Consider the following 15,575-nt stretch of genomic DNA (forward strand, 5'->3'; position numbering starts at 1 on the left):
AGGTCCGAAAAGGCACCCGTATTGAAGATCGGCCAAAAATGGTTTCCATGCCGACCGCTGGCATGGTTGACTGCTATATAGAGATTTTCATCGATCTGTGCCAGACCGACATTCGTCAAAATTTGAGACTGCGTCGAAATGCACATGGGTCATTCCGGGCGGCACGTCGGGGTTAACAAGAGCGGGAACTTCATGCGGTTAGTCGCCGAAAATCTGGCAGGGGAGCGGGGCGGGGAGATTTTGTTTTCCAGGCTGAACTTTGCCGTCACGGGTGGAGAGGCGCTGATGATTACGGGGCCGAACGGGGCCGGGAAATCAACGCTCCTGCGAATCATCGCCGGACTTCTGGACAAAGCCGAAGGCCGCATCCGGCTTGATGCCGCACCAGCCGGTTTCGACGGGCTTGTTTCGGCCAGCCATTATCTCGGTCACCTCAATGCCATGAAACCCGTCCTGAGCATCGAAGAGAATCTGCGCTTCTGGCAGTCGTTCAACGGCATCGGGAACCATACGATTGGTGAAGCGCTGGACCGCGTGCAGCTCGGCGATATCGGCCATCTGCCATTCGGCTATCTCTCCACTGGGCAAAAACGGCGTGCCAGTATCGCGCGGCTCCTGATCAGCCATCGCCCGGTCTGGCTTCTGGATGAACCGACGGCGGGCCTCGACAAAGGATCGGAGGATCAGTTTGCCGGCGTCATGCGTGCACATCTTTCCAGTGGGGGCATTGTCGTCGCCGCAACCCATCTGCCGTTGGGATTGGACGGGGCTCAGGAACTTGTGATGGGAAGGGGCGGTTTCTGATGCTTTCGCTGTTTCTCCGCGACACCCGATTGGGTCTGCGTGCCGGTGGAGGTGTGCTGATCGGGATACTGTTCTTCCTCGCCGTTATCGCCGTCGTGCCGTTCGGCGTCGGGCCGGATTTGAAGCTCCTTGCGCGAATCGGACCCGCGATGCTGTGGATCGGCGCCCTTCTGGCGACGCTGCTCGGTCTCGACCGGCTGTTTCAGGCTGACCGCGACGACGGGTCTCTCGATCTGCTGATCATGGCTTCGGACCGGCACATATTGGCATTGACCGTACTGGTGAAATGTCTGGCACATTGGAGCACATGTGTGCTGCCGCTGGTCATAGCTTCCCCTTTGCTCGGCCTGTTCATGAACATGGAGCCCGCCGCCATCGGCGCTACAACGCTGACCCTGCTCGTCGGCACACCGGCCATCACGCTGATCGGCGCCGTCGGCGCTGCGGTTGCCGTCGCACTGCCGCGCGGCGGCCTGCTCGTGTCGGTGATCATCCTGCCTTTGACCATTCCCGTGCTCATCTTCGGCGTGTCGGCAGCCTACGGGGCAGTGCAAGACCCCGCGCCTTTTGTCGCGCCCTTTCTTATTCTCGTTGCAATTACACTGTTCTTTGCGGTCATTGGACCGCTGGCAGCCGCCGCAGCGTTGAAATCGTCGGCTGATTGACATGCGCTGCGCGACGCACGATCCTTTCGGGCTTGGGAGGATCATGTGATGGTGAATTGCGAAACTGAGCCCGGGAAGCTAAGAAATCGCCATGACTGAAGCTGTTTCAAAAGCCGGACGCTGGATCGATCTGGCCAACCCAACCCGGTTCATCAACTTTGCCGGGATCGTGCTGCCATGGCTTGTCGGGATCACATTGCTGGTTCTGGCTGCCGGATTGTGGATGTCATTTCAGGCGCCCGACGATTACCAGCAGGGCTCGACCGTCAAGATCATGTTCATCCACGTGCCTTTCGCATGGCTGTCGATGATGTGCTACACGGTCATGAGCATTTCAGCCATCGGAACGTTGGTCTGGCGCCACCCGCTGGCCGATGTCTCCGCCAAGGCAGCCGCACCCATTGGCGCTGCTTTCACGGCTCTTGCGCTCATTACCGGCTCGTTGTGGGGCAAACCCATGTGGGGCACCTGGTGGGTGTGGGACGCACGGCTGACTTCGGTTTTCGTGCTGTTCCTGATGTATCTCGGCATCATTGCACTGACCCGGGCGATGGACGATCCGGCAAAATCCTCCAAGGCGACGGCTATCCTGACGCTGGTCGGTTTTATCAACATTCCGATCATCAAGTTCTCCGTCGACTGGTGGAACACATTGCATCAGCCCGCGTCGGTTATCCGCATGGGAGGACCCACCATTCATCCTTCATTGCTCTGGCCGCTTCTGGTGATGGCCGTTGGCTTCACGCTGCTGTTCTTTACCCTGCACATCATGGCCATGTGCAATGAGATCTGGCGCAGGCGGGTTGTCGCCATGCGCCGTATCGCGGCACGCAGTGCGGAACGGAGGGGAGTGCAATCATGACCCATACGGCTTTTGTCCTCGCATCCTACGGCGTGTCCATAGCGGTCCTCGTGGCGCTCGTCGGCTGGATACTGATCGATCAGCGCACGCAGCGCCTCGCGCTGCAGGAGCTGGAAACCCGCGGCGTACGCCGCCGCTCCGAGGCGCGAACGGATAACGCATCGTGAGCGGACCGGATATCAAAGGACAGGCCCCACACCGGCGCTTCTCGCTGTTTGCGTTTCTGCCCCTGCTGCTCTTTGTGGTTCTGGCCGGTATCTTTGCCTTTCAACTGGCGCTCGGGCGGGACGAAAGCGTCATCCCCTCGGCATTGATCGGTAAACCGGCCCCGAACCTGTCCCTTCCGCCTCTGGCGGGATTGACCAAGGGCGGTCAGCCGGTTCCGGGTATGGAACCCACCGCCTTCAAGGGCCAGCTGACGCTGGTCAACGTCTTCGGCTCGTGGTGTGTACCGTGCCGTGCGGAGCATCCGCTGCTGATGCAGCTCGCCAAGGACAAGCGGTTTCGCATCGCCGGTCTCAACTACAAGGACAAGGACGAAAACGCGCTGAAATTCCTGGGTGAACTTGGCAATCCGTTCGACATGATCGGTGTTGACGCAAGCGGCCGGGCAGGGATCGAATGGGGCGTCTATGGCGTGCCGGAAACTTTCCTTGTCGGTCGCGACGGCACCATTCTCTACAAGCACGTCGGACCTTTCAGCGAGGCAGCGATCCGCGATGATCTGATGCCTGCTGTCGAAAAGGCGCTGAAGCCTTAGAGCAACTATTTTTCCTTGCCTTGCGTACCTTTGCCGGCCAAGGGTTCAAGCGAGTGCTTCATCACCAGCGGCATTTGCGCGAAGGTGAAAAGCAAGGTGATGGGCATGGTGCCCCAGACCTTGAAAGCAACCCAGAAATCAGTCGAGAAGCTGCGCCAGACCACCTCGTTCAATACGGCGAGAAACAGGAAGAATATGCCCCAGCGCAGGGTGAGTTTGCGCCAGCCTTCGGCATTGAGCTTGAAAGCGCTGTCGAAAACATAGCCGAGAAGCGATTTGCCGAAGTAGAGGCCGCCCAGCAGGATCACCCCGAACAGGGCATTGATGATGGTCGGCTTTATCTTGATGAAATTTTCGTCGTGCAGCCAAAGTGTCAGCGAACCAAACACCAGAACCACGATGCCTGAAACCAGCGGCATGATCGGCAGGCTGCGGATCAATATCCACGACACGGCCAGCGCCAGTACGGTTGCGACCATGAACAGCGCGGTGGCGATGAAAATCGGCCCGCCAATGTTCGCCAGCACGGGAAAGCGCTCGATCAGCCATTCGCCGCGGGAATTGGCGAAGAAGAAGACCATCAACGGTCCAAGTTCCAGCACCAGCTTCAGAAGCGGTGTAACTTCCTTGCGCTTGGGATCGGATGGATCCCGTTCAAATACGGATTGTTCCATCATGCAACTCCCGCGATGGCTTTGGCAAAATCTTTGGCGGCAAAGGGCTCGAGATCATCGATCTGCTCGCCCACGCCGATGAAATATACCGGCAATTTGTGCCTGGCTGAAATGGCAACGAGGATGCCGCCGCGTGCCGTGCCGTCGAGCTTGGTCATGACGAGACCGTTGACGCCGGCGACATTCTTGAAAATCTCGACCTGATTGAGGGCATTCTGGCCGGTGGTGGCATCGAGTGTCTGCAGCACGGTATGCGGTGCATCGGGATCGTTCTTGCCGAGGACGCGGACAATCTTGGCAAGCTCGTCCATCAGTTCGGTCCGGTTCTGCAGGCGTCCGGCCGTATCGATGATCAGGACGTCGCTTCCGGCCTCCTTTGCCTGTTTCCAGGCATCATAGGCAAGCCCGGCCGCATCGGCACCGAGCTTCGACGAAACCACCGGTGCGCCGGTGCGCTTGCCCCAGATATGCAATTGCTCGATCGCCGCAGCGCGGAATGTATCGCCGGCCGCCAGCATGACGCTGAGACCACCCGCAGTGAGTTTGGCTGCGAGTTTGCCGATGGTCGTGGTCTTGCCGGTGCCGTTGACGCCGACAACCAGAATGACATGCGGCTTGTGCGAAAGGTCGAGTTCCAGCGGCTTGGCAACCGGCCCGAGCACCTTTTCGATCTCAGTCGCCATGATGGTACGGACTTCTTCCGAACTGATATCCTTGCCGTAACGCGTGGCGCTCAGGGAACCGGTAATGCGGATGGCGGTTTCCATGCCGAGATCGGCTTGAATCAGCACGTCCTCCAGATCCTGCAGCGTGTCTTCATCGAGCTTGCGGCGGGTAAAGATGCCGCCGATGGAATCGCCCAGCTGCTGGGATGAGCGGGCCAGGCCCTTGCGCAGCCGCTCGAACCAGGTAAGGCGTTTCTCCGGCTCGGCGGTAACCTGCTCTTCGGCCTTCTTTTCCTCGACGGTCCTGGTAACCGTTACCTTTGACGAGGCCGGCTTGGGCACCACAACCGGCTCCACCGATGCAGGCACGTCGATGATGGGTTCCGGCACATGCACGGGCGGTGTCAGCGCTTCTGCCAGCGTCTGTTCAAACGGCTCTTCCGCGGCATTGAACGGAATGGGCAGCTCTTCCTCGACCAGCGGAACAACCGGTTCGGGCTCGGCCAACGCTGTTTCCGATACAACTGGCGCCAAGACCGGTTCGGGCTCCGGCTCGATCGCAACCGGCGCTGGTTCTGCAACGGGCACCGGCTCAACCAGCTCGGCCTCGACAGGTTCCGCCTCGGCGGGAACGGGCAGGGCTTCCTGTGCCGTCGTGTCCTCATAAACCTGTTCGGTAGTTGGTTGAACGGGCGCCTCGAGCGCGGGAACAGGTGCTTCGGCCGGAACCTCGTCGACTTCCTTCTTGCCGAATGAAAATATCTTTTTGATAAAACCCAGAGCCATGAATGCTGCTTTGCTCGTTGTGATTACGCTGCGTGCCGGTCGCTGTCTGCGGCCAGCAGCCTGTCGCCATCATGCCCGCTGATCGACCGTTCAATGATTTCGCCGGGTGCCCCGCCATTCAGACCGACGAGGGTAAACCCTTCGGTGCGGCCAAGGCCCTCGCGTTCGATGAGTATGCGCTGGTTCGTGCCGACAAGACCGTCGAGATGGGAACGGTAAGCCGCGTTACCCGCCGCCCGCAGCCGGGCAGCGCGGGCTTTGACGATCTGCCGGTTCACCTGCGGCATGCGCGCTGCCGGCGTGCCTTCGCGCGGGCTGAACGGGAAGACATGCAGATGGGTCAGCCCGCATTCCTCGACTATCCCGATGGAGTTTTCAAACATCTCATCGGTCTCGGTGGGAAAACCGGCAATGATATCAGCGCCGAACACGATATCGGGGCGGATCTTGCGGACGTTTTCGCAGAACTCGATGGAGTTTTCGCGCAGATGGCGGCGTTTCATCCGCTTCAGGATCATGTTGTCGCCCGATTGCAGCGACAGATGCAGGTGCGGCATCAGACGGCTTTCCGTCGCCAGTGCCTCCATCAGATCATCATCCGCTTCGATGGAATCAATGGAGGAGAGGCGCAGACGTTTCAGATCAGGCACTTGTCCGAGGACAGTTTTGACGAGCTTGCCGAGGCGCAGGGAACCCGGCAAATCGGGTCCATAGCTGGTCATGTCGACGCCGGTGAGGACCACTTCGTTATAGCCGTTGCCGACGAGCCGTTTGACCTGTTCGATCACGCCGCCCATCGGTACGGAGCGGGAATTGCCGCGGCCATAGGGGATGATGCAGAACGTGCAGCGATGATCGCAGCCGTTCTGCACCTGTACAAAGGCCCGTGCCCGGCCCTCGATGGCATCGACCATGTGGGATGCGGTTTCACGCACCTCCATGATGTCGTTGACGCGCACCTTCTCGAACTGGTTGACACCGAAATCGGGTAGCATGCGGTACGAATTGGATTTCAGTTTTTCCTCGTTGCCGAGAACGAGATCAACCTCGTCCATGGCGGCAAATTCGTCAGCTCCGGTCTGGGCGGCGCAGCCGGTGACAATGATGCGCGCCTGCGGATTGTCGCGGCGTGCTTTGCGGATTGCCTGCCGCGCCTGCCGTACGGCTTCGCTGGTCACGGCACAGGTGTTGAAGATGATCGCACCATTTTCCAGCGCGCCAAGCCCGGCGGCGTCGGCCTCGCGCTTCATCACCTCGGATTCGTAGGTGTTGAGGCGGCAGCCAAATGTGACGACATCCACAGCCATCAGGCGGCTCCCTGCGATGGCGCTGTTTCGTCCCGTTGCCATTGACCGGTCTGTGGATCAAACGAGCCAGAAAATTCCCATTCGGCGGGTCCGGTCATCATGACATGATCATTGTCCAGCCATTCAATCACCAGGGGACCACCGGGCACTGTGACTGTCACGGCTCGCTCGGTGCGGCCCGTGCGGGCACCGGACACGGCAGCAGCACAGGCGGCCGAACCGCAGGCCCGCGTCAGCCCGGCGCCGCGCTCCCAGGTGCGCAGGGTCATGGCATTGCGGCTCGTTACATGGGCAATCGAGATATTGGCGCGTTCGGGGAAAATCGGGTGATTTTCGAGCAGCGGGCCAAAACGTTCGAGATCATAGGTCCAGACATCCTGATCGACCCAGAAGATCGCGTGCGGGTTGCCCATGCTCGCGACGGAGGGGGAGTGCAGGACAGGCGCATCAATCGGTCCGATCTGCAATTCGATCTGGCGTGTGTCGTGGAAGGCTTCAGCCAGCGGGATTTCCTGCCAGCCGAAACGCGGCTTGCCCATGTCGACGGAAATCATGCCGCCGGCATGTTCATGAGCGGTCAATATTCCAGCGATGGTTTCGAAGGTGAATTCCCGTTTGCCGGTTTCGGCGGCAAGAGCCTGCACGACACAGCGCATGCCGTTGCCGCAGGCCTGTGCCTGAGTGCCGTCGGAATTGATAATCTCGATATAGGCTTCCGTACCCTGGGTGCGCGGCGCATGGATTGCCATGATCTGATCGAACTTGGTGGCTGGATCGCCATTGAGCGCAATGGCCGCCCCCGGCGCAACGTGATCCGCACGGCCACGCATGTCGGCAACGATTATCTCGTTGCCAAGCCCGTTCATCTTTGCAAATTGCGCGCGCACTGCCATGCTTCTGTCAGCCTGTATAGTCATTCCGATGTCGATAGAGGGCTTATATGGCGGAAAAGGTGAAGAATTGCCAGTGCCAGCCGTATCAAAGCTGTGTCACCGGCATTCAACCTTGTCCGGCGTCAGGCGACCCGGATCACCAGCTTGCCGAAATTATGCCCTTTCAACAGCCCCATGAAAGCTTCCGGAGCGTTGGCGAGCCCATCGACAATGTCCTCGCGGTACTTGATTTCGCCGCTGCGCAACCAGCCGCTCATGGTTTCAAGGAAGACCGGACGCTGATCGATGAGTTCACGCTGGATGAAGCCGCGCACGGTCAGGCTCTTCTTCAGGATATCGCGCATGAGCGCCGGCAGGCGATCCTTGCCGGAAAGATCGAGGCCGTCATATTGCGCGATCAGGCCGCAGACCGGCACGCGCGCGAAAGTGTTGAGCAGCGGGAAAACCGCGTCCCAGACCGCACCGCCGACATTTTCAAAGTAAACGTCGATACCAGACGGGCAGGCCTGTTGCAGCTGTTCGGCAAAATCGGGCGCGCGGTGGTCAATCGCGACATCGAACCTCAACTCGTCGCGGACGAATGCACATTTGTCTGCGCCGCCGGCAATGCCGACAGCCCGTGCACCCTTGATTCGGGCGATTTGGCCGACCGTCGATCCCACCGGCCCACTGGCAGCGGCAACAACGACGGTTTCGCCCGGCTTGGGCTGGCCGATGGTCAGGAGTCCCGCATAGGCGGTAAAACCCGGCATGCCGAGAATGCCGACAGCCGTTGACAGCGGCGCGGCATTCGGATCGAGCTTGCGCAGACCGGCACCATCGGAGAGGGCATAGCTCTGCCAGCCGGAATGGGAGAGGACGATATCACCGGGCTTGTAGCCGGGATGTTTGCTCTCGATCACCTCCGCAACGGTTCCGCCTTCCATGACCGCGTCAACGGCAACCGGGGCAGCATAGGACTCAGCATCGTCCATGCGGCCGCGCATATAGGGATCAAGCGACAGAAACAGAATTTTGAGCAGGATCTCTCCGTCGCCAGGTACGGAAACCGGTACGGCTTCGATGCGGAAATTGTCCGGCTTTACCGGTCCTTGCGGCCTGGATGCGAGGACGATTCGCGTGTTTTGCGGCTGAGACATGTTGTTGATCCTTATGGGGAGGGCGTAAACCCTACCCCAGCGCCGTCAGCCCGGCAACGCAAAGATGATGTCAATGGGGCTCGTGCGCGTCCGCCACGCCGCGCAACCAGTAACCGGCGGCTTTCACCCATTCGCCATTGAAACCGCGCTGCTCGACCAGATGGGTGCGGATGGATTTGGATATACTGCTTTCGCAAGCGATGAAAGCGTAGCAATCACCCTCTGGCAACGCCAGGCTCTCAATCGTTCGCAGCAACAGGTCATTGTTGCCGGCTTCCGCACCATTGCGGTGAACCCAGACAATCCCGGCCTTGGCGCTGGTCTTGAGTTCCTGTTCTTCGGCTTTGTCCTCAACCTCGATTACCGCGACGACGCGGGCCGTGGCCGGCAGTTCTTCGAGGCGGCGCCCGATAGCGGGAAGGGCCGTTTCATCGCCAGCCAGAAAATACCAGTCATAGGCATCGGGAATGATCATCGAGCCGCGTGGTCCGCCAATGACAATCTGCTGACCGGGCTTAGCCTGTGCTGCCCACGTGGATGCGGGGCCATCGCCATGCAGCACGAAATCGACATCAAGGGTTTTGGACGCTGCATGATAGTTGCGCGGTGTGTAGTCCCGCATTTCCGGACGGGGCGTGTCTTCCGGAAAACTGATGCCATCGGGGCCGAGAACGGGAACAATCGGCCCGCTTCCGGCAGGCGGAAAGAAAATCTTGATGTGATCGCCATAACCGGCGCTGACAAAACCTTCCAACTGGTCGCCGGCAAGGGTGACGCGTACCATGCGCGGTGTCAGATGTTTGACGTCCTTCACATCGAGGAGGCGCAGGCGGGTTTCGTGGCGAATTCGCTGAGGTGTTTTATTTATGAGTGTCATGCTCAAGAAATATCCTTGCCGTTGACGGGTTTCAATGGGGTGCCTCACACATTTCCGTCATTACCGCATATCGCCATCATAAGACTTTATTCACCTTAAAATGGTTGACTTGCTCAAGGTTATGGCTTCCAGCCAAACGGGAACGGCTCTGGATAGTGTGGCGATATTGCCAGTTCAGGCAGTTTTCGATGCTTCTGCCGCGGCGGCAGGCCGGAAACAGGCTTGTTTTGCCGCCTGGCGGGTTGAAATTTCGCCGCGATATCCTTTGTATCGTGGGTAACAATGCCAAGTCGAATCGCATTTTTTCTGTTGGATGCGTAGATGGAGAGTAAGACTATGGGGACTTTGAACGTCAATTTGCTGGCCGTTGCCGCTGTCGGCATGGTTCTGGCAGGCTGCCAGAGTACGCGCTTTGACAATGATGGTATGGACCGTGTTACGCCCCGGCCTGCACCCTTGCAGTCTGCGCCGTCCGGATCCGTGACCCAGAGCCAATTGCCGCCACCCGGCGGAGCCAATCAGTTTCCGACCGCACCAACCACCGGTAGCGGTGCTGCACCTGCTTCCCAAGGCACGCAGGTCGCGTCGCTTCCGCCGGCAAACGCTCCTGACATTACCGCTGGCAGTGTTGCCGGTGTCTGGAACGCCTCACTGGCCGGACAGTCCTGCAAGATCGCAACGCCGCAGACCAAATTCGGTCAGGGTTATCGCGCCGGTCCATTGCGTTGCCCGGGTGAACTGGCAAATCTTTCGTCCTGGGCCGTGAGCGGCAAGCAGCTCACCCTTTACGATGCAGCAGGCGGCACGGTTGCCCGGCTTTACTCCTCAGGGTCTTCGCGCTTTGATGGCCAGACCTCCGGCGGGCAGAATCTGAGCCTGTCACGTTAAGCCTGAAATGGGAGTGTGCAGCGCGAACTCAGCTGCTGCACACGTCCGGAGACTGCAGTCCGCATGTCGCACGATAATCTGAAAGTGTTTCCCTCCGTGCGCGAGCGCTACGATTCGCTGGTGCAGGCGGGGGATATTGCTGTCGATCCGGCACAGGAGCAGCTGGCGGATCGTTTCGACCGGCTGATACGCGAGCTTGCCACAAAGCGGCTTGCCACCAAGTCCAGTGCGCTGGGCTGGCTGTTCAGCCGCCGCTCGCCGCGACATGAAGTGATCAAAGGTCTCTATATCTTTGGCGAGGTCGGGCGCGGCAAGACCATGTTGATGGACATGTTTCATCAGCTTGTCCCGGCCAAGCGCAAGCGCCGGGCACATTTTCTCGATTTCATGGCCGATGTGCACGAGCGCATCAATGCGCATCGCAAAGCGCACAAGAACGGTGAGACGAAGCAGGACGATCCGATCCCGCCCGTTGCCGATGCCCTGGCGGAACAGGCATGGGTTCTGTGTTTCGATGAGTTCACCGTCACAGACATTGCCGATGCGATGATCCTGTCACGCTTGTTCAGGGCGCTGTTCGAGCGCGGTGTCGTTCTCATTGCCACATCCAACGTGGAGCCGGACAATCTCTATCGGGATGGTCTCAACCGCCAGCTGTTCCTGCCGTTCATCGACCTGCTCAAGACCCATGTCGATGTGGTCAATCTGGATGCCCGCACGGATTACCGGCTGGAAAAGCTCAACCGCATGCCGGTTTACCTCTCGCCTTTGTCCGACGATACAAAGCAGAAAATGGATGAAGCCTGGCATACGGCAACCGAAGGTGCCGCCGTTTCAGAAGACCATTTCAAAGTCAAAGGTCACAATGTGGTGGTGCCGCGGGCGGCACGGCATGCCGCGCGTTTCGGCTTTGCCGATCTCTGCTCGAAGCCTTTGGGCGCGCTGGACTATGCGGCCATCATTTCGCGCTACCAGACCATCTTCATCGATGATGTGCCGATTCTCGACTATGCCAGACGCAACGAGGCGAAGCGTTTCATTATCCTGATCGATATTTTGTACGATCATCATGTGCATGTGGTGATTTCTGCGGCAGCATCACCGGACAAGCTTTATGAAGCCAAGCGGGGTACCGAAGCTTTCGAATTTGACCGCACCGCATCCCGGCTTTTTGAAATGCAGAGCGAGGAGTACCTGGCTGAAGCCGCGCAGGCACACGAAATGCCGATATCCTCGGAAGCCTGAATGGCTATCAAATGACTGTGATACGGGTCGCCCTTATTTCATCATTTTGATATGTTGCCTATGTTAGACAATGCCAGAAAAACCTTCCCCAAGCTAAATTCAATTGACGTTTACGTAAATCCCATCAAATCTAAACGATTGAATTTATTGAGGGGAAAATTTTTGGTTGAGTTATTTTTGAAAGAGGAATATTCGAACGTCCCAACGCAAAGGCGCATGATCGCGGGCTCTGCCCGATGTCGTCGATGTCCTTTGGCGTCCGTCCAGACTTCAGATCAGGGAAGTAACCAGCATGGCACGTAACAAAATCGCCCTCATCGGTTCAGGCATGATCGGTGGCACATTGGCACATTTGATCGGGCTCAAGGAGCTCGGTGACATCGTGCTCTTCGACATCGCAGAAGGCATTCCTCAGGGCAAAGGGCTCGATATTGCCCAGTCGTCACCGGTTGACGATTTTGACGCCAAGCTCGTCGGCGCCAATGATTATTCGGCGATCGAGGGTTCGGATGTGGTCATCGTCACCGCCGGCGTACCGCGCAAGCCCGGCATGAGCCGTGACGATCTGCTCGGCATCAACCTCAAGGTCATGGAACAGGTTGGCGCGGGCATCAAGAAGTATGCGCCCAACGCCTTCGTTATCTGCATCACCAACCCGCTCGACGCGATGGTCTGGGCATTGCAGAAATTCTCCGGCCTGCCGAAGAACATGGTCGTCGGCATGGCCGGCGTTCTCGACAGCGCCCGCTTCCGCTATTTCCTCGCTGACGAGTTCAAGGTTTCGGTGGAAGATGTCACCGCCTTCGTTCTCGGCGGCCATGGCGATTCGATGGTGCCGCTTGCCCGTTACTCCACCGTTGCCGGCATTCCGCTGCCGGACCTCGTCAAGATGGGTTGGACAAGCCAGGAAAAGCTCGACCAGATCATTCAGCGCACCCGTGATGGCGGCGCGGAGATCGTTGGCCTGCTGAAGACCGGTTCGGCCTTCTATGCCCCGGCGTCTTCGGCGATCCAGATGGCTGAAGCCTTCCTCAAGGACAAGAAGCGCGTCCTGCCTGTTGCAGCGCACCTCTCCGGCCAGTACGGCGTCAAGGACATGTATGTCGGCGTGCCTGTCATTATCGGTGCTGGCGGCGTGGAACGCATCATCGAAATCGATCTCAACAAAACCGAAGAAAAGGCGTTCGAAAACTCGGTGGCCTCTGTCGCCGGTCTTTGCGAAGCCTGCATCGCCATCGCGCCGAACCTCAAGTAATTCGGCCTGAACGTTCTGAAACGATCCCGTGCACGCACCGGATTTTTCGTAGAGGAAGTTAACTGATGAATATTCACGAATATCAGGCCAAGCGCCTGCTCCACTCCTTCGGTGCGCCGATTGCCAATGGCGTTGCCGTCTATTCCGTCGAGCAGGCGGAAGAGTGGGCGAAGACGCTGCCCGGTCCGCTTTATGTGGTGAAAAGCCAGATTCATGCGGGCGGCCGCGGCAAGGGCAAGTTCAAGGAACTCGGCCCCGATGCGAAGGGCGGCGTTCGACTTTCCAGGTCGGTCGAGGAAGTTGTTGCCAATGCCAAGGAAATGCTCGGCAACACGCTCGTGACCAAGCAGACCGGCCCGGCCGGCAAGCAGGTCAACCGTCTCTACATCGAGGACGGCGCGGACATCGATCGCGAGCTCTATCTGTCGATCCTCGTTGACCGGACGGTTGGCCGTCCGGCTTTCGTGGTATCCACGGAAGGCGGTATGGACATTGAAGCTGTCGCGCACGACACACCGGAAAAGATCATCACCGTGGCGATCGATCCCGAAAAGGGCGTGACCGCAGATGATGTGAAGAAGATCAACGATGCTTACGGCCTGACCGGCGAAGCCCGGACGGACGGTGAATCGCTGTTCCCGATCCTGTACAAGGCTTTCACCGAGAAGGACATGAGCCTGCTCGAAGTCAACCCGCTGATTGTCATGACCAATGGTCGTCTGCGTGTTCTCGACGCCAAGGTTTCCTTCGACGGCAATGCCCTGTTCCGTCATCCTGATGTGGTTGAACTGCGTGACACCACGGAAGAGGATGCCAAGGAAATCGAGGCCTCCAAGTATGATCTTGCCTATGTTGCTCTCGACGGCAACATTGGCTGCATGGTCAATGGTGCCGGTCTTGCCATGGCAACGATGGATATCATCAAGCTCTATGGTGCAGAGCCTGCGAACTTCCTCGACGTTGGCGGCGGCGCCAGCAAGGAGAAGGTAACGGCTGCGTTCAAGATCATCACTGCCGATCCGGCAGTTGAAGGCATCCTGATCAACATTTTCGGCGGCATCATGAAATGCGATGTGATCGCCGAAGGTGTGATTGCCGCGGTCAAGGAAGTGGGCCTGAAGGTTCCGCTGGTTGTCCGTCTCGAAGGCACCAATGCCGAGCTCGGCAAGAAGATCATCAATGAAAGCGGCCTCAACGTCGTTTCCGCCGATGATCTCGATGACGCCGCTCAGAAGATCGTCAAGGCAGTCAAGGGCTAAAGAGAGCGCCGATGACCACCCCATCGCCCCTTCGACCGGAGCATCAACGCCTTCAGGCCCTTCGGGGTTCGTTTGAAGGCGAAGAGCAGGTTTCGGCAACGCCCTGGACACGTGCCGGGGCGGCCAAGGGATATCTTTCCGCCGAGACCGATCTCGGCGGATTGTTTCTGAACCAGACCTATCGTCAGGTTCGCGATGGCCAGACGACATTTGAAGCCCGGAACATTTTCGGCTTCGATGTCAATGACGGCACCTACAAGCTGTATCAGTTCGATACCGTCGGCTTTGTCCCGCCCGCTCCGGCGACGGGGACGTGGTCCGGAGACGAACTGGTTCTGGAAAAGTCGTCACCGCGCGGCAGGGCCCGCAGCCGCTATCAATTCGAAGATCAAGACCGGTTCCGGTTGCGTGTGGAATTTGCACCGGCCGGAAGCGACATCTGGCAGGACGTTGTCAGCGGTGTTTACCGCCGCACCGTGCCTGTCGATCACCAATAGAAAAGGTCTCGTATGTCCATTCTCGTCAACAAAGACACCAAGGTTCTCGTGCAGGGCCTGACCGGCAAGACCGGAACATTCCACACCGAACAGGCTCTGGCCTATTACGGTACTCAGATGGTTGGTGGTATCCACCCGAAAAAGGGCGGCGAGACCTGGGAAGGCAAGTTGCCGACCGGTGCCGGTGCCCAACTGCCGATCTTTGCGTCGGTTGCAGAAGGCAAGGATCGCACCGGTGCCAACGCTTCGGTCATCTACGTGCCGCCGGCAGGTGCTGCCGAAGCCATCATCGAAGCGATCGATGCGGAAATCCCGCTGATCATCTGCATCACCGAAGGCATTCCGGTCATCGACATGGTGCGCGTCAAGGCCCGCCTCGAGCGTTCCGCCTCGCGCCTGATCGGCCCGAACTGCCCCGGCGTCCTGACGCCGGAAGAATGCAAGATCGGCATCATGCCGGGCAATATCTTCCAGAAGGGTTCGGTGGGTGTTGTATCCCGCTCCGGCACACTTACCTATGAGGCAGTGTTCCAGACAACGAATGAAGGCCTTGGCCAGACAACCGCAGTCGGTATCGGCGGCGATCCTGTAAAGGGCACCGAGTTCATCGATATCCTGGAAATGTTCCTGGCTGACGAAGCCACCAAGTCGATCATCATGATCGGCGAAATTGGCGGCTCGGCCGAGGAAGATGCAGCCCAGTTCATCGCGGATGAAGCCAAGCGCGGCCGCAAGAAGCCGATGGCCGGTTTCATCGCCGGACGTACGGCTCCTCCCGGACGCACCATGGGCCATGCCGGCGCGGTTATCTCCGGCGGCAAGGGCGGCGCGGAAGACAAGATCGCTGCCATGGAAGCAGCTGGCATCCGTGTGTCGCCATCACCGGCGCAGCTCGGCAAGACATTGGTTGAAGTCCTCAAGGGCTAAAACCCAAGCGGGCGGATTTCCGCCTGCAGCAAAGACCAAGATGGATCGGGGCGGCTGTTCGCCCTGATCAAT

The 15,575-nt window shown here is 58.9% G+C and carries 17 protein-coding genes; 11 read left to right on the forward strand and 6 right to left on the reverse strand.

Annotation, left to right across the window (positions count from 1 at the left end; all coding sequences use genetic code 11):
* Positions 1-192 precede the first annotated feature (192 nt).
* The 5 genes from ccmA to ACIQWS_RS13630 all read left to right on the forward strand — a co-directional run bounded on the left by ccmA (position 193) and on the right by ACIQWS_RS13630 (position 3,091).
* Positions 193-804 carry a heme ABC exporter ATP-binding protein CcmA gene (gene ccmA / locus ACIQWS_RS13610; RefSeq protein ID WP_403179967.1) on the forward strand — a complete coding sequence of 204 codons (612 nt, stop codon included), beginning with the start codon at positions 193-195 and terminating at the stop codon, positions 802-804.
* A complete protein-coding gene (gene ccmB / locus ACIQWS_RS13615; RefSeq protein WP_346307066.1) occupies positions 804-1,469 on the forward strand; it encodes a heme exporter protein CcmB in 666 nt (221 codons plus the stop codon). Before ccmA ends, ccmB begins: the two co-directional genes overlap by 1 nt.
* 91 nt (positions 1,470-1,560) lie before the next feature.
* On the forward strand, positions 1,561-2,331 hold the full coding sequence (locus ACIQWS_RS13620) for a heme ABC transporter permease (RefSeq protein WP_403179973.1): 771 nt from the start codon (positions 1,561-1,563) through the stop codon (positions 2,329-2,331).
* The gene (ccmD, locus tag ACIQWS_RS13625; protein WP_130271284.1) at positions 2,328-2,498 is read left to right on the forward strand and encodes a heme exporter protein CcmD; all 171 of its coding nucleotides are present in this window, start codon (positions 2,328-2,330) and stop codon (positions 2,496-2,498) included. Before ACIQWS_RS13620 ends, ccmD begins: the two co-directional genes overlap by 4 nt.
* On the forward strand, positions 2,495-3,091 hold the full coding sequence (locus ACIQWS_RS13630; RefSeq protein ID WP_403179978.1) for a DsbE family thiol:disulfide interchange protein: 597 nt from the start codon (positions 2,495-2,497) through the stop codon (positions 3,089-3,091). Before ccmD ends, ACIQWS_RS13630 begins: the two co-directional genes overlap by 4 nt.
* 5 nt (positions 3,092-3,096) lie before the next feature.
* Here ACIQWS_RS13630 and ACIQWS_RS13635 read toward each other — a convergent pair whose 3' ends face one another.
* The 6 genes from ACIQWS_RS13635 to ACIQWS_RS13660 form a co-directional block, all read right to left on the reverse strand.
* Positions 3,097-3,765 carry a septation protein A gene (locus ACIQWS_RS13635; protein ID WP_346307069.1) on the reverse strand — a complete coding sequence of 223 codons (669 nt, stop codon included), beginning with the start codon at positions 3,763-3,765 and terminating at the stop codon, positions 3,097-3,099.
* Positions 3,765-5,216 (reverse strand): signal recognition particle-docking protein FtsY, encoded by a 1,452-nt coding sequence (ftsY, locus tag ACIQWS_RS13640; RefSeq protein ID WP_403179983.1) that lies wholly within the window; start codon positions 5,214-5,216, stop codon positions 3,765-3,767. Before ftsY ends, ACIQWS_RS13635 begins: the two co-directional genes overlap by 1 nt.
* A gap of 23 nt (positions 5,217-5,239) precedes the next feature.
* Positions 5,240-6,523, reverse strand: coding sequence for a tRNA (N(6)-L-threonylcarbamoyladenosine(37)-C(2))-methylthiotransferase MtaB (gene mtaB, locus ACIQWS_RS13645; protein WP_403179986.1), 1,284 nt, complete (start codon positions 6,521-6,523; stop codon positions 5,240-5,242).
* Entirely contained in the window at positions 6,523-7,416 is an 894-nt protein-coding gene (gene dapF, locus ACIQWS_RS13650) for a diaminopimelate epimerase (protein ID WP_403181005.1), read from the reverse strand. The genes mtaB and dapF overlap by 1 nt, the downstream gene beginning before the upstream one ends.
* Before the next feature lie 122 nt (positions 7,417-7,538).
* Entirely contained in the window at positions 7,539-8,555 is a 1,017-nt protein-coding gene (locus ACIQWS_RS13655; protein WP_403179989.1) for an NADP-dependent oxidoreductase, read from the reverse strand.
* 70 nt (positions 8,556-8,625) lie between these two features.
* Entirely contained in the window at positions 8,626-9,432 is an 807-nt protein-coding gene (locus ACIQWS_RS13660) for a siderophore-interacting protein (protein ID WP_403179994.1), read from the reverse strand.
* A 336-nt stretch (positions 9,433-9,768) separates the two neighbouring features.
* Between ACIQWS_RS13660 and ACIQWS_RS13665 the strand changes: the two genes are divergently transcribed.
* The 6 genes from ACIQWS_RS13665 (at position 9,769) to sucD (ending at position 15,503) form a co-directional block, all read left to right on the forward strand.
* A complete protein-coding gene (locus ACIQWS_RS13665) occupies positions 9,769-10,320 on the forward strand; it encodes a protease inhibitor Inh/omp19 family protein (RefSeq protein ID WP_346307077.1) in 552 nt (183 codons plus the stop codon).
* A 63-nt stretch (positions 10,321-10,383) separates the two neighbouring features.
* The gene (gene zapE, locus ACIQWS_RS13670) at positions 10,384-11,565 is read left to right on the forward strand and encodes a cell division protein ZapE (protein WP_403179998.1); all 1,182 of its coding nucleotides are present in this window, start codon (positions 10,384-10,386) and stop codon (positions 11,563-11,565) included.
* A 292-nt stretch (positions 11,566-11,857) separates the two neighbouring features.
* On the forward strand, positions 11,858-12,820 hold the full coding sequence (gene mdh / locus ACIQWS_RS13675) for a malate dehydrogenase (protein ID WP_130271272.1): 963 nt from the start codon (positions 11,858-11,860) through the stop codon (positions 12,818-12,820).
* Between the two features lie 65 nt (positions 12,821-12,885).
* Entirely contained in the window at positions 12,886-14,079 is a 1,194-nt protein-coding gene (gene sucC, locus ACIQWS_RS13680; protein ID WP_223613895.1) for an ADP-forming succinate--CoA ligase subunit beta, read from the forward strand.
* 11 nt (positions 14,080-14,090) lie between these two features.
* A complete protein-coding gene (locus ACIQWS_RS13685; RefSeq protein ID WP_403180004.1) occupies positions 14,091-14,576 on the forward strand; it encodes a DUF1579 family protein in 486 nt (161 codons plus the stop codon).
* A gap of 12 nt (positions 14,577-14,588) precedes the next feature.
* Positions 14,589-15,503 carry a succinate--CoA ligase subunit alpha gene (sucD, locus tag ACIQWS_RS13690; RefSeq protein ID WP_105734202.1) on the forward strand — a complete coding sequence of 305 codons (915 nt, stop codon included), beginning with the start codon at positions 14,589-14,591 and terminating at the stop codon, positions 15,501-15,503.
* Positions 15,504-15,575: the final 72 nt, after the last annotated feature.

This window comes from Phyllobacterium sp. NPDC097923 (genome assembly GCF_044760925.1).
Taxonomy (GTDB): Bacteria; Pseudomonadota; Alphaproteobacteria; order Rhizobiales; family Rhizobiaceae; genus Phyllobacterium; species Phyllobacterium calauticae.

Bases quoted from the DNA above. Each gene is read 5' to 3' on its own strand.
- sucC (WP_223613895.1), top strand. From the start codon at position 12,886: ATGAATATTCACGAATATCAGGCCAAGCGCCTGCTCCACTCCTTCGGT.
- ACIQWS_RS13665 (WP_346307077.1), top strand. From the start codon at position 9,769: ATGGGGACTTTGAACGTCAATTTGCTGGCCGTTGCCGCTGTCGGCATG.
- mdh (WP_130271272.1), top strand. From the start codon at position 11,858: ATGGCACGTAACAAAATCGCCCTCATCGGTTCAGGCATGATCGGTGGC.
- ccmB (WP_346307066.1), top strand. From the start codon at position 804: ATGCTTTCGCTGTTTCTCCGCGACACCCGATTGGGTCTGCGTGCCGGT.
- sucD (WP_105734202.1), top strand. From the start codon at position 14,589: ATGTCCATTCTCGTCAACAAAGACACCAAGGTTCTCGTGCAGGGCCTG.
- mtaB (WP_403179986.1), bottom strand. From the start codon at position 6,523: ATGGCTGTGGATGTCGTCACATTTGGCTGCCGCCTCAACACCTACGAA.
- ACIQWS_RS13620 (WP_403179973.1), top strand. From the start codon at position 1,561: ATGACTGAAGCTGTTTCAAAAGCCGGACGCTGGATCGATCTGGCCAAC.
- zapE (WP_403179998.1), top strand. From the start codon at position 10,384: ATGTCGCACGATAATCTGAAAGTGTTTCCCTCCGTGCGCGAGCGCTAC.
- dapF (WP_403181005.1), bottom strand. From the start codon at position 7,416: ATGGCAGTGCGCGCGCAATTTGCAAAGATGAACGGGCTTGGCAACGAG.
- ccmA (WP_403179967.1), top strand. From the start codon at position 193: ATGCGGTTAGTCGCCGAAAATCTGGCAGGGGAGCGGGGCGGGGAGATT.
- ACIQWS_RS13635 (WP_346307069.1), bottom strand. From the start codon at position 3,765: ATGGAACAATCCGTATTTGAACGGGATCCATCCGATCCCAAGCGCAAG.
- ACIQWS_RS13660 (WP_403179994.1), bottom strand. From the start codon at position 9,432: ATGACACTCATAAATAAAACACCTCAGCGAATTCGCCACGAAACCCGC.
- ccmD (WP_130271284.1), top strand. From the start codon at position 2,328: ATGACCCATACGGCTTTTGTCCTCGCATCCTACGGCGTGTCCATAGCG.
- ftsY (WP_403179983.1), bottom strand. From the start codon at position 5,216: ATGGCTCTGGGTTTTATCAAAAAGATATTTTCATTCGGCAAGAAGGAA.
- ACIQWS_RS13685 (WP_403180004.1), top strand. From the start codon at position 14,091: ATGACCACCCCATCGCCCCTTCGACCGGAGCATCAACGCCTTCAGGCC.
- ACIQWS_RS13655 (WP_403179989.1), bottom strand. From the start codon at position 8,555: ATGTCTCAGCCGCAAAACACGCGAATCGTCCTCGCATCCAGGCCGCAA.